The sequence below is a fragment of the Streptomyces sp. NPDC089799 genome (assembly GCF_040684755.1).
Taxonomy (GTDB): Bacteria; Actinomycetota; Actinomycetes; order Streptomycetales; family Streptomycetaceae; genus Streptomyces.
Map to the genome: position 1 here is coordinate 68,498 of NZ_JBFBGR010000036.1, position 12,853 is coordinate 81,350.

A 12,853-nucleotide genomic window follows, 5' to 3' on the forward strand; every position below is an offset into this window, starting at 1 on the left:
CTCGTGAAGCCTTCATGCCGGGGTGTGAAAAGTTCCCGGGTGTCCTGTTCATCCAGCACGTTGACGCCCCCGGGCGGTGTCGCCGACGGGTACGTCGACTCTGCCGGGCACATCGGCGCCGACGGGCACATCGGCGCCGACGGGCACATCGGCGCCGACGGGCGGCGCGGTGACGCCGACGGGGCGCGGGCCCTGTCGGCCCGCGCCCCGTCGGCGTCGGAGGATAGGTCGGTGCCTCAGTCCTTGAGGCCGATCTTCTCGTGCAGCCTGGCCAGCGGGCGCGGAGCCCACCAGTTGGCCCGGCCGGCCAGGCGCATGAACGCCGGGACCAGGACGCCCCGCACCAGCGTGGCGTCGACGATCACGGCGAGCGCCAGCCCGATGCCGAGCAGCTTGATCGGCAGCAGGGAGGAGGTGGCGAAGGCGAGGAGGACCGTGGCGACCAGCGCGGCCGCCGCGGTGACCAGCCGTCCGGTGCGCTCCAGGCCCCAGGAGACCGCGGAGATGTTGTCACCGGTGCGGTGGTACTCCTCCTTGATCCGGGACAGCAGGAACACCTCGTAGTCCATGGACAGGCCGAAGGCGACGCAGAACATCAGGATCGGTGTGTCGATGTCCAGCATGCCGGTCACCGAGAAGTCGCCGACCAGCCACTTCAGGTTGCCGTCCTGGAAGATGTACACCATCGCGCCGAACGTGGCGGTCAGGCTCAGCAGGTTGAGCACGATGGCCTTGAGCGGGATCAGCAGGCTGCCGGTGAACAGGAACAGCAGCACGATCGTCGACAGCGCGATGATGCCCAGCGCCCACGGCAGGTCCTCGCCGATGGTGTCCTTGGAGTCCACCAGCAGTGCGGCCTGCCCGCCGACGAGCACGTGGTCCGGTGCGGGCTGCGCACGCAGGGTCTTGACCAGGTCCATGCCGCGGTCGGAGTAGGGCTCGGTGTCGGAGACCACCGACAGCCAGGTGCCGCGGTCGCCCTTGAAGCGGTCCGAGGCCGGGCCGGGCGGGGCGACCTGGGTGCCCTCGCTGTAGGAGCCGGTCAGCGTGTCCACCCGGGTGATCCCGGGCACCGTGGACAGCTGCTTGGCGTAGTCGGCCACCTTGCCGGAGGACGCGGCCGCGGTCGCGTCGATGTCCGGCAGGACCACGTTCAGGGGAGAGCTCTCCCGGTTGTCGAACTGCTCCCGCAGCACCTGGGCACCCTGGTACGCCGGGGAGCTGGCGGGCAGCACCCGGTCGTCGCTGTCGCCGAACGTGGCCCGCATGAACGGCAGTCCCAGTGCGACCAGGACGGCCGCGACGGCCAGCGCGAACGGCACCGGCCGGCGCATGACCGCCGTGGCCAGCTTGTGCCAGAACCCCTCGGTGTCGGAGGTGGCGGCGGCCGCCTTGGCGTTCCGCCGGAACAGCCGCCGGATGTTGAGGGAGTCGATGCGGTGCCCGAGGACCGCCAGCAGTGCGGGCAGCACCACGACCGAGCCGAGCGCGGCCAGGATCACCACGGCGATGCCGGAGTAGGCGAAGGAACGCAGGTGGTACATCGGGAAGACGAGCATCGCGGACAGCGACACGGCGACCGTCAGCGCGGAGAACAGCACGGTGCGTCCCGCGGTGCGCACGGACTCGCCGACCGCCTCGTGGACGGTGCGGCCGCGGGCGAGCTCCTCGCGGTAGCGGGTGACGATGAACAGGCTGTAGTCGATGGCCAGACCCAGGCCCAGGGCGGTGGTGATGTTCACGGCGAACACCGACACCTGCACGAACATGTCCAGGATCCGCAGGATCACGAAGGAGCCGATCACGGCGAAGATGCCGACCGCCAGGGGCATGCTCGCCGCCACCACGCTGCCGAACACCAGCAGCAGGATGATCAGGACCAGCGGGCCGGAGAGCAGCTCGGCCTTGTTGAGGTCCTCCTCGCTGATCCGCTCGATCTCCATGCGCACGGCGGTCACACCGGTCGCGGTGACCTTCAGGGAGCCCTGGTCGCCGACCACCTCGGGCACGATCCGGGCCGCGGTCTTGCGGATCTCGTCCTCGTCACCGGACAGGCGCACCATGATCAGGCCGGTGCGGCCGTCCTTCGAGCGCAGCGTCGCCGGCTTGTCGAGCGTCCAGTACGACGCCGCCTGCACCACGCCGCGCTCCCGCGACAGGCGGTCGGTCAGCGCCGTCGCCTCGTCCGCGATCTTGGGGTCGTCGACGCCGGCGCCGGCGGAGGTGACCAGCACCAGGTGCGGGGAGCCGCCCCCGAAGCGGGTGTTGAGCAGTGCGTCGGCGCGTGCCGACTCCGAAGCCGGGGCGGTGATGCCGCCTTCCGACAGGCGGCTTTCCACGTCGGAGCCGAACGGCACCGCGACCACCAGCGCCGCCAGGGTGATCAGCAGGACGACGAGCCTGCGCCGGGCCAGCCAGTGGCCGAGTGCGGCCAGGCCCCTGGGGGGCGCCGGGGGTGCGGCCTTGGGCGGCGTTGCGGTGCGGACGGTGGATTGGGTACCCACGCCTCCTCCTTGGAGGTGAAATAGGGCGAGCGGCCGGATGGAGCCGCGCACGGGGGGTTCAAGGGCCGTAGCGAACGGGCTGGGCGGACGGACCGCGCGTGCCGGTGCGGTGCGTCGCGCGTGCCGGTGCCGGGCGTCAGCGTAGGAACGACCGCTGCAGCGGTCCGGCAGGGCACATGCAGGAGAGGTGCAAGAGTCGACCCAAGATCACCCCCGTTGGCCCGAGAGCCCGGCGGCGACGCCCTGACCGCCGGCGGGCAGGCGCACCTCGGCGTGCAGTCCGCCGCCCGGTGCGTCCTCCAGCAGCACGTGTCCGTTGTTGACGCGGGCGAGGCTGGCGGCGATGGCCAGGCCCAGTCCGGACCCGTCACAGGAGGCGGCGTTCGCCCCGCGCCAGAAGCGGTCACAGGCACGCGCCCGTTCGGCGGCGGTCATCCCGGGTCCGGCGTCGATGCACCGCACCGCCACCATGCCCGCGTCCTCGACCAGGTGGACCCGTACGGTCGTACCGGCCGGTGCCATGCGCAGGGCGTTGTCGAGGAACACGTCGAGGATCTGGTCGACGGTGCCGGCGACCGCCGCCGCGACGAGGTCGCCCTCGCCGTCGATGGTCACGGTGATGCCCCGCGGCTCCGCCACCAGCCGCCAGGACGCCACCCGTTCCTCGGCGACCGCGAGCACGTCCACCTCCTCGGCGGCGCGGGTGCCGGACTCCGCCCGGGCCAGCAGCAGCAGCGCGTTGAGGATGCCGGTCATCCGGTCCACCTCGTCGAGCGCCTGCTCCAGTCCGCGGCTGCCGTCCGGCTCGATGTGGGGCTCCAGGTTCTCCAGGCGCAGCCGCAGCGCCACCAGCGGGGACCTGAGCTGGTGGGAGGCGTCGGAGACGAAGGACTTCTGCACCGTGACCTGGTGCTGGACCTGCTCGGCCAGGTGGTTGAAGGTTTCCGCGAGCACCCGGAGGTCCGGCGGACCGAGGTGGACGGGCACGCGCGCGGTGTGGTCCCCGTCGGCGAACCGGCGGGCGGCCGCCTCCAGATAGCGCACGGGCCGCAGGATCCAGCGGGCCAGCGGCTCCGCCAGGAAGCCGCTCATCGCCAGGGCCAGCGCCCCGATGACGGCGACCACGGCCCAGATCGTCCACTGCTGCAGTTCCAGGTCGTCCAGGTCCGAACACACCACGACGAGGCCGACCAGGGTGCGTTCGTCGATGACCGGCACCGCCACGATCAGTTCGTGGGTGGCCTCGGAGACCTGTGGGTCGGCCGAGTCGGTGAACCGGCCCGCCAGCGCCTCCCGTACGACGCCCTCCCGTGCGAGATCCGCGGGGGCCAGCGAACAGAGCGCTCCTTCCACCGAGCGTCCCCGGTCGTCGACGACGTGCGCCCGGGCGCCGGTCCGGTCCTGGTACTCGGCGATCTGCTGGCGCAATCCCGCCCGTTCACCGTTCCTCAAGGCCTGCCCCGCCACGGGCGCCAGCTCGCGCGCCTCGGCGGTCCGCGTGTGGGCGAGCTCCCGCAGCGCCTCGTCGCTCCGCTGCAGGGCCAGCGGCAGGCCCAGCACGATGATCACCGCGCAGGGCAAGGCCACCAACGCAGCCACCAGATGACGCCGCACGCCAGAATCCCCCCTCGTCCCGCCCCGGTCGCTCCGGCCGGCCGGTCACTGCTGGTCTGGCAGGACCAGGCGGAAGCCGACGCCCCGCACCGACTGGATCCACTCCCGTGCCCCGAGCTTGGTCCGCAGGGAACCGATGTGGACGTCCAGGGTGCGGGTCGACCCGTGCCAGTTGGGATCCCAGACCTCGTTGATGAGGTCCTCCCGCCCGCACACCGCGCCGGCGTCCGTCAGGAGGGCGGCCAGCAGGTCGAACTCACGGCGCGTCAGATGGACCTGCTCGCCGTCCAGTTCCACCTGACGCGTCCGCATGTCCACCGTCAGCGGTCCGAAGACGCAGTGCTCGCCGCCGCCGGCGCCGCCGGGCGATGCCACGGCGGGCACGGGCGCGTGGACGCGGCGGGAGACCGCCTCCATCCGCGCCAGTAACTCGCGCATGCTGTACGGCTTGACCAGGTAGTCGTCCGCGCCGGTCTGGAGCAGCAGTACCCGGTCGAGCTCGTCGTTGCGGGCCGTCACCGCGATGATCGGCACGGCCGAGGTCTGCCGGACGCGCCGGCACACCTCCTGCCCGTCGAGGTCGGGCAATCCGAGATCCAGCAGGACGAACTCGGTGTCCGGCACGGCCTTCAGAGCCTCCGCGCCACTGCCCACCCAGTCGACGTCGTGCCCGAAACGCTGCAAGGCCTCGGTCAGGGCCTCCGCGATCCGTGTGTCGTCTTCCACCACGAGCACCTGCATGTCCGCACCCCCGGCACAGTGGAGCCGTCCCCCTGACGACCCACGCCCGATTCGGATGCTACCCAGGTGATCGAACGGCGCGGAGATAAAACCGGTCAGTAATGCAGAACTTTTTGGAATCTGTTCCGAAATTTTGGCGCCCCGTACATCGAGCAGGTGGCGAAACGGGATCGAACGGTCACCTGTGACGGGCCGGGCAAGGGAGAGGCTGCCCGGACCGGCCGGCGGGGGCGGGGCCGGCGAAAGACAGGTGAAAGAAGGCGCCGCCCGACGCGGGTCGGGCGGCGGGCGGCGGGCGGCGCCGGTCGGGCGGCACGGGTCAGGGGGTCGGTCAGGCGGCGGGCTTGCCCGGCTGGTCGTGCGTCGAGCAGTGGATGCCGCCGCCGCCCGAGGCGATCGTGTCGATCGCGACCGGCACGACGTCCCGCTTGGGGAAGTGCTCCTGCAGGATGCCGCGGGCGCGGTCGTCGGCCTTCCGGTCGCCGAACCGGGGCATGAACACCGCATCGTTGGCGACGTAGAAGTTGGCGTAGGTCGACACGAAGTCGTCGCCCTCGCCCGTGATCCGGTTCAGGTCGGGCTGCGGCAGGTCGATGACCTCGAAACGCCGGCCCCGGGCGTCGGTCGCCTTGGACAGCACGGACTTCGCCTGGTCGGCGGAGCGGGACCAGGAGTCCGGCGGGGTGCTCGGGTGCGCCCGGTCCAGCAGCACCACACCGGGTGCGGTGAACCGTACGAGGCTGTCCACGTGGGCGTCGGTGATGTCCTCGCCGCGTACGCCGGCCAGCCAGATCACCTTCTCGACGCCCAGGGTCCGCTTGAGCTCGGCCTCGATGGTGTCGCGGGACTTCCCCGGGTTGCGGTTGGCGTTGACGATCGAGCTCTCGGTGATCAGGAGGGTGCCCTCGCCGTCGGGCTCGAAGGAGCCGCCCTCGGCGACCAGCGGCGCCTGCACCCAGGGGACGCCGTACTTCGGCAGCAGGGTCCGCCCGACCAGGGCGTCGTTCGCGTGCTGCTGCTTGTTGCCCCAGCCGTTGAAGTTGAAGTCGACGCCGGTGGTCTTCCCGTTCTCCTCGACGAAGACCGGGACGGTGTCACGGGCCCAGAGGTCGTCCACGGCCAGCGGGATCACCTCCACCTGGGAGCCGACGGCCCGCTGGGCGGCGGCCACCTGGTCGGGGCGGGCCATCATGACGACCGCCTCGTACTCGCCGACGGCCCGCGCGATGCGCGCGATGTCCTCCCGCACGTAGGGCAGGTCGCCCTCCCAGACCGCGGACAGTGCCGGCCAGGACATGAAGGTGCGGGTGTGGCTCTCCCACTCGGCGCCCAGGCGGCGCTTCCCCTGCGCGGCCGCCTGCGGCGGCGGACCGCTGGCGGCGCCGGAGCCGGGTGCGGTCCCGGCGGGGCCGCACGCCGAGGCGCCGAAGACCAGGGCGCCGAGACCGCCTAGGGTGCGGAGGACGGACCGGCGGGTGGGGGGAGGGAAGGACACGGGAACTCCGATCGTGGTCCGGCCGGAAAGCGGAACGTCCGGCCGGGTCGGGCGCGGGAGGGTGTGGGGCGGGTCCGCGGCACCGGCCCGGGGCCCGGGGCCCTGGTACCAGGGTGCGCGCTCCACCCCCGGAACGGCCGTCACCGAAGGCGAAGCGGAACGGCCACGTGTCGCCACTGTGACACTGACTGGATTTTCAGTCAATTCAAGAAGGGGAGGGCGGGGGCGGGGCGGGCAGGGGATTCGGCGGGGGAGCCGGCCGCCCGGTCCAGCCGGCCGATCTCCACCCCGATCGCCTCCCTGACCAGCTCCCGGGCGTGCCACAGCGGCAGCAGACCGCTCAGCCAGCGCATGCTGAGTCCCTCCAGCAGGGCGGTCAGACGCTCGGCGGCAGCGGTCAGATCGGCCGCCGGTGCGCCCGGACGCAGGCCGCCCAGCAGTCCCGCGACCTCCGCCGCCCAGGCCGCCCCCGCGGCGGCGAGCTCCTCCCGCAGCTCCGGGTCGAAGACCGTGTGGGCCCGGAGCTCCCCCCAGGCCGTACTGTTCTCGCGGACCTCGGGAAGGTCCTGGAACTCCAGCAGCATCGTCCGCTCCAGGAGCTGCCGGGGGTCTGCCGGGGGACCCCCGGCAGCGTCGTCCTCCACCGCGGTGTAGCGGTCGGCCCGGTCCCCGATGAAGGCCAGGGCGTGGCGCAGGATCCCGCTCCGGTCCTTGAAGTGGTAGTACACCAGGGCGGTCGACACGCCGGCCTCGGCCGCCACGTCCGCCACCCGCAGGCCCCGGACGCCGTGCCGCGCGATGACCCTGGCGGCGGCTTCCAGGATTGCCGTTCTGCGCTCCGTCGTCACTGTGCGATTCCTCCCGGCCGTCTGCGTCTCGTATTGTCACACATTGACTGAAACTTTAGTCAGGGGCACGATACGAAGCAGGTCACTGCCGCATCGTTGAAAGAGCCACAGATGTCCGCACCACTTCCCGGCGCACCGCCCGTCCCCACGGCCCTGTCCGCCGAAGACCCCCACGAGATCGGTGGTTACCGCCTGCACGCCCGGCTCGGCTCCGGCGGCATGGGCGTGGTGTACCTGGCGTACACCCCCGGCGGCCGCCCGATCGCCCTGAAGGCGGTCCGCAGGGAGTTCGCGGCGGACCGCGAGTTCCGGGAGCGCTTCGCCCAGGAGGTGGCCAGCGCCCGCCGCATCCACGGCCTGTTCACCGCGCAGGTGGTGGATTTCGGGGTGGACGACCACACCCCCTGGCTCGCCACGGCCTACGTGCCGGGCCCCTCGCTGGACCAGGTGGTCCGGCGGCACGGCCCGCTGCCGGTGCGCACGGTGCTGCTGCTCGTCGCGGGCATCGCCGAAGCCCTCCAGGTGATCCACCGGGCGGACGTCGTCCACCGGGACCTCAAGCCGGCCAACGTACTGATCGCGGGGGACGGGCCGCGGGTGATCGACTTCGGCATCGCGCGCGCGGCCGACGCCGCCGCCCTCACCGGCACCGGCCTGCGGATCGGCACGGCCGCGTTCATGGCGCCGGAACAGGCGCTGGGCCTGCGGGTCACGCCCGCCACCGACGTCTTCGCGCTCGGGGCGCTCGCCGCGTACGTGGCGGGCGGGGTCCCGCCCTTCGGGAACGGGCCGGAGTCGGCGGCCCTGTACCGCGTGGTCCACGAGCAGCCGGACCTCGCCCGGATCCCGGGGGAGCTCCACGACCTGCTCGCCCGGTGCCTGGCCAAGCGTCCCGAGGACCGCCCCACCACGGCCGAACTGATCGCGGCCGTGCACGGGCACCCGGCGGTGGGCCCGCGTCCGGAGTTCACCGACGGCTGGCTGCCCGGCCCGGTCCGGGACGAGCTCGGCGGGGCGGGCGGGGCGGGGACCGGGGCCGGTGCCGGTGCCGGTGCCGGGGGAGCGGGCTTCGGTCCGGGGAGCACGGCACGCGCACCTGCACCCGCACCCGCCCTCGGGACGACCCCCGCTCCCGGGCCTGCGGTCGCGCCGCCGGCGGACGGGGAGGAGGACGGTCCGGCCCCGTCCCGCGGCCGGACCCGCCGTGCGCCGCGACGGGCGCGGCGGCGCCTGCAGACCGCCGCCCTCGCGGCGTTCGCACTGTCGGCCTCCTGCGCCGCCGTGTACCACCTCGGCCTGCCGGCGGAGGGCGGCCCGGACACCGCGGCGGCAGCGCCCTCCCCCCGCCCGCCCCAGCCGGCCGCGGCCGCCTACGTGCCCGGCTACCGGCACGTCGAGCTCACCGTCCCCGCGGCCGACTACGAGTTCGACCTCCGGACCGGGAAGGTGGTTCCGGCGGAGACGGCCGCCTGGTACCTGGCGCGGGAGGCGGACTCCTTCGTGCTGTCCGAGGAGTCCGACGCCTTCGTCTCCGACGGGGCGGGCGCCGACGGGGAGGCCGCCGGCGACAGCGCCGCCGGGGACAGTGCCGACGCGGACAGCGCCGCCGGGGACGGTGCCGGCGGCGACCTGACCGTGGCCGACTGCGTCCGGGGCATCGAGACCCGGCCCGTGACCGAGCTGCCCTTCACCGGGCTCGCGGGGGAGCGGCCGTTCTGCGTCCGCAGCCCGGACCAGCGGGAGATCGCGATCGTCCGCCTGCTCGAAGCCGCCCGGGGCGGTTCCGTGACGATCTCGGTGGACCACTACCGCCGAAGCTGACCCCCAAGGCTTGACTGAATTTTCAGTTAACGAAAGGATGCCGGTCATTCCGCTTCCTCCGCATCAGGGAGTTCCCATGGACATGCCCCGCACCACCCGTCGCCGGCTGCTCCAATTCGGCGCGGCGGCCGTACCGCTCGCGGCCCTCGGCTCCGCCCTCCCCTCCGCCGCCGCCCGGGCGGCCGGGTCCCCGACCGCCGGCCCCGCGCCCCTGCGCATGCCCGCCGAGACCGACCGGCACATCCGTACGTACATGGCCTGGCCCGCCCTCTCGTCGGTGTGGGGCGACGGCCTCGGCGCCGTACGCCGGGACATCGCCGAGGTCGCGCACCGGATATCCGGCTACGAGCCGGTCGTGGTGCTGGCCCGCCCCGCGCAGGCGGCCGAGGCCCGCTACCGGTGCGGACGGGGTGCCTACCACGGCATCGACGTCATCGAGATCCCCAACGACGACCTGTGGATCCGGGACTTCGGCCCCACCTTCGTCGTCGCACCCGGCGCCGTCGCCGGTGTGGACACCAACTTCAACGGCTGGGGCAAGACGGGCACGAAGTACGCGCAGCCCTTCGCCAACGACGCGGCGGCGGCCGGCATCCTCCTGGGCGAGTACGGGGTGCCCCGGGTCCGGGCCGGATTCACCGGCGAGGGCGGTTCGCTGGAGACCGACGGCGAGGGCACCCTGCTGGCCACGGTCAGCTCGCTGGTGAACCCCAACCGCAACCCGGGCATGACCCAGGATCAGGTCGAGCAGGCCCTGAAGACCTCGCTCGGCATCGACAAGGTGATCTGGGTGCCGGGGCTGGCCGGGCAGGACATCACGGACTGCCACATCGACTGCCTGGCCCGCTTCACCGCCCCCGGCAAGGTCATCCTGGACAAGCCCGGTCCCCGTACCGACCCCAAGTGGGTGGCGGTCTACGAGGAGACCAAGCGGGCCCTGCAGAGCGCCACCGACGCCCGGGGGCGCCGCCTGGACATCACCGAACTCCCCGGCCCCGACCGCCTGGAGATCCGGGGCAAGGGGGATGAGTTCCTGTCCAGTTACACCAACTACTACACGGCGAACGGCGCGGTCATCGCGCCGCAGTTCGGCGACCCGTACGCGGACGGGGTGGCCTACGCCATCCTGCAGGCGGCGTACCCCGGTCACCGTGTGATCCAGGTGGCCATCGACGGCATCGCGAGCGGTGGCGGCGGCATCCACTGCGCCACCCAGTCCCACCCGGCGGCCCCCGCGGCCGTCCCCGCGGCCGTCTGATGCGGCGCGTACCCGGCCGCCGTCCGCCCGGCGCCCATCCGCCCCCGGCCCGTGCGGGCAGGTGACGGGCCGTGCACGTGCGGCCGGGACCGCCCGGTAGGGTGCGGAGCATGGCGTCTCGCAGTACTCAGATCCTCGAAGCGGCCGCCCGGGTCATCGCCCGGCGCGGGGTCCGCGGGCTGCGCGTGGAGGAACTCGCGGCCGAGGCCGGGGTGTCCACGGCCCTGATCTACTACCACTTCAAGGACCGCACCGGGGTCCTGCGCCAGACCCTGGAGTTCATCAACGACCGCGCCGAGCGCTACACCACCGACCGCGACCCCGACGCCCCTCCGCTCACCCCCCGGGAGGAGCTGGAGGAGACCCTGCTCCTGGAGCTCCAGGACACCGTGGAGGTCCGGGAGAACAGCTCGGCCTGGGGCGAGCTGCGGGCCAGCGCCGTCTTCGACGAGGTGCTGCGCGAGGACCTCGCCCGGGCCACCCTGGTCTGGGTTCAGGAGGTCGCGGCCCTGCTCGGACAGGTCCAGCCGATGGCGCCGGCCTCCTCGCTGGCCGCGGCGGCCGAGCGGCTCACCGCCCTGCTGGAGGGCCTGAGCATGCGCTGGCTCAGCGGCGGCATCCGGATCGAGCATGCGCAGCACCTCATGCGCGGGGCGATCGACGCCGAGCTGTCGGGCCTCCGGCAGAGCTGATCGACGCCGGGCCTGCGGGTCTCCGGCAGAGCTGACGGAAGCACGTCCCGGCCCTGTATCCACATGGCCGGGACCTTTCGCCGCCGCATCTATTGACTGAATTTTCAGTCAGTGCCAGAGTGAGCCCCAGGCCGGCACCGCCGCAGGTACGCGCCTCCGGGCCGCCCCACCACCAACGGGGCTCCCCGCCGGGCCCCGCCGAGTCCGTACCGGCTCCGCGCCGAGTCCCTCCGGCCGCCCACCGGCCCCGTTCCTCCCCCGGCCGCCGAGGCCCCCGCCCCTCGCGCACCCCCCGGCCCTCCACGTATCCCCGTACCGCGGGTCCGGGCCCCTCCCGGACCCCTCGCCCTCCCGCAAGAGGGCAAGAAGGCAAGAAGGAATGACCATGAACCTTCGGAACCCCCGGCGGGCGTCATGCCCCTGACACCCACCGAGCGGGACCGGCTCCTGCTGTTCACCGCCGCGGAACTGGCCCGCGCCCGGCACGCGCGGGGCCTGAAGCTCAACGTCCCGGAGGCCACCGCCCTGATCGCCGACACGGTGTGCGAGGCGGCCCGCGACGGCCTGCGTCTCGCCGAGGCCCTGGAACGCGGCCGCGCCGTACTCGGCCCGGCCGACGTGCTGCCCGGCGTCGTGGACGTGGTGACCGAGGTGATGGTCGAGGCGGTGTTCGAGGACGGCACCCGGCTCGCGGCGATCAGCGATCCCTTCGGTGTGCATCCGCGTGACGACCGCGCCCCGGGAGCCGTGCTCCCGGCCCCGCACGGCGTCGACGCCCCGCTGCCCGCCGTGACCCTGAGCGTCCGGAACACCGCGACCGTTCCGGTGAGCGTGACCTCGCACTTCCACTTCTTCGAGGCGAACCCGCGGCTGGACTTCGACCGGGCCGCCGCCTACGGCATGCACCTGGCGGTCGCCGCCGGCTCGTCCACCCGCTTCGACGCCGGCGTCACCGTGGAGGTCGGCCTCGTCCCCATCGGCGGCGACCGGATCGCCATCGGCTTCGCCGGTCTCGTGGACGGGCCGCTGGACGCGCCCGGAGCCAGGGAGGAAGCCCTGCGCAGGGCCGCTGCCTGCGGATACCTAGGCGCGGACGGCACTGACGGCACTGACGGCACGGAAGAAGGAACCCCGGCATGAGCAGGCCCACCAAGCACAGTGACCACTGCGCCCCCGGCAGCCGGCACATCGACCCGCACGAGTACGCCGCGGTCCACGGTCCGCGGGCCGGCGACCGGGTCCGCCTGGGCGACTCCGGGCTCGTCGTCCGCGTGGAATCCGACGCGCAGAAGCAGGGCGACGAGTTCCTGGCCGGTTTCGGCAAGACCGCCCGTGACGGGCTGCACCTCAAGGCCGCCGCGGTCCGGGAGACCTGCGACGCGGTCATCACCAACGTGCTGGTGATCGACGCGGTGCTGGGCATCCGCAAGGTGTCCGTCGGCATCCGCGAGGGCCGGATCCACGCGATCGGCCGGGCGGGCAACCCCGACACCCTGGACGGGGTCGACGTGGTCGTCGGCACCGGCACGACCATGATCTCGGGCGAGGGCCTGATCGCCACGGCGGGTGCCGTGGACACCCACGTGCACCTGCTCTCCCCGCGGATCATGGAAGCCTCGCTGGCGAGCGGCGTGACCACGATCATCGGCCAGGAGATCGGTCCCAGCTGGGGCGTCGGCGTCAACTCCCCGTGGGCCCTGCGGCACGGGTTCAACGCCTTCGACGCCTGGCCGGTGAACATCGGCTTCCTGGCCCGCGGCTCCTCCTCGGACGCCGCCCCGCTGGTCGAGGCCCTGGCCGAGGGCGGCGCCTCCGGCTTCAAGGTGCACGAGGACATGGGCGCCCACACCCGGGCCCTGGACACCGCACTGCGGGTGGCC

The 12,853-nt window shown here is 73.1% G+C and carries 9 protein-coding genes and 1 pseudogene; 5 read left to right on the plus strand and 5 right to left on the minus strand.

Annotated features, from left to right (window positions below; genetic code table 11):
* Positions 1 to 236: 236 nt before the first annotated feature.
* From AB0O36_RS30460 to AB0O36_RS30480, 5 genes are all read right to left on the minus strand, one after another.
* Positions 237 to 2,504: an MMPL family transporter gene (locus tag AB0O36_RS30460; RefSeq protein WP_365115745.1), complete on the minus strand. Its 2,268-nt coding sequence runs from the start codon at positions 2,502 to 2,504 to the stop codon at positions 237 to 239.
* A gap of 207 nt (positions 2,505 to 2,711) precedes the next feature.
* A complete protein-coding gene (locus AB0O36_RS30465; protein WP_365115746.1) occupies positions 2,712 to 4,118 on the minus strand; it encodes a HAMP domain-containing sensor histidine kinase in 1,407 nt (468 codons plus the stop codon).
* Between the two features lie 45 nt (positions 4,119 to 4,163).
* Complete coding sequence (locus AB0O36_RS30470) at positions 4,164 to 4,844, minus strand: response regulator transcription factor (protein ID WP_365115747.1); 681 nt, start codon at positions 4,842 to 4,844, stop codon at positions 4,164 to 4,166.
* A 346-nt stretch (positions 4,845 to 5,190) separates the two neighbouring features.
* The gene (locus tag AB0O36_RS30475) at positions 5,191 to 6,354 is read right to left on the minus strand and encodes an agmatine deiminase family protein (RefSeq protein WP_365115749.1); all 1,164 of its coding nucleotides are present in this window, start codon (positions 6,352 to 6,354) and stop codon (positions 5,191 to 5,193) included.
* Between the two features lie 200 nt (positions 6,355 to 6,554).
* Entirely contained in the window at positions 6,555 to 7,202 is a 648-nt protein-coding gene (locus AB0O36_RS30480; RefSeq protein ID WP_365115751.1) for a helix-turn-helix domain-containing protein, read from the minus strand.
* Positions 7,203 to 7,313: 111 nt separating this feature from the next.
* On the opposite strand from AB0O36_RS30480, the gene AB0O36_RS30485 reads away from it, so the two are divergent.
* The 5 genes and pseudogenes from AB0O36_RS30485 to AB0O36_RS30505 form a co-directional block, all read left to right on the plus strand.
* Positions 7,314 to 9,023, plus strand: coding sequence for a serine/threonine-protein kinase (locus tag AB0O36_RS30485; RefSeq protein WP_365115752.1), 1,710 nt, complete (start codon positions 7,314 to 7,316; stop codon positions 9,021 to 9,023).
* A 76-nt stretch (positions 9,024 to 9,099) separates the two neighbouring features.
* Positions 9,100 to 10,281 carry an agmatine deiminase family protein gene (locus AB0O36_RS30490; RefSeq protein ID WP_365115754.1) on the plus strand — a complete coding sequence of 394 codons (1,182 nt, stop codon included), beginning with the start codon at positions 9,100 to 9,102 and terminating at the stop codon, positions 10,279 to 10,281.
* A gap of 110 nt (positions 10,282 to 10,391) precedes the next feature.
* Positions 10,392 to 10,973, plus strand: coding sequence for a helix-turn-helix domain-containing protein (locus tag AB0O36_RS30495; protein ID WP_365115755.1), 582 nt, complete (start codon positions 10,392 to 10,394; stop codon positions 10,971 to 10,973).
* Positions 10,974 to 11,387: 414 nt separating this feature from the next.
* Positions 11,388 to 12,113, plus strand: a complete 726-nt coding sequence (gene ureA / locus AB0O36_RS30500) for an urease subunit gamma (protein ID WP_365115757.1) — start codon at positions 11,388 to 11,390, stop codon at positions 12,111 to 12,113.
* Positions 12,110 to 12,853: pseudogene (locus AB0O36_RS30505) on the plus strand (urease subunit alpha); the annotation flags it as partial. The gene ureA and the pseudogene AB0O36_RS30505, both read left to right, overlap by 4 nt.

Excerpts from the sequence above, each read along its gene's own strand:
- AB0O36_RS30485 (WP_365115752.1), top strand. The coding sequence starts at position 7,314 with ATGTCCGCACCACTTCCCGGCGCACCGCCCGTCCCCACGGCCCTGTCC.
- AB0O36_RS30490 (WP_365115754.1), top strand. The coding sequence starts at position 9,100 with ATGGACATGCCCCGCACCACCCGTCGCCGGCTGCTCCAATTCGGCGCG.
- AB0O36_RS30495 (WP_365115755.1), top strand. The coding sequence starts at position 10,392 with ATGGCGTCTCGCAGTACTCAGATCCTCGAAGCGGCCGCCCGGGTCATC.
- ureA (WP_365115757.1), top strand. The coding sequence starts at position 11,388 with ATGCCCCTGACACCCACCGAGCGGGACCGGCTCCTGCTGTTCACCGCC.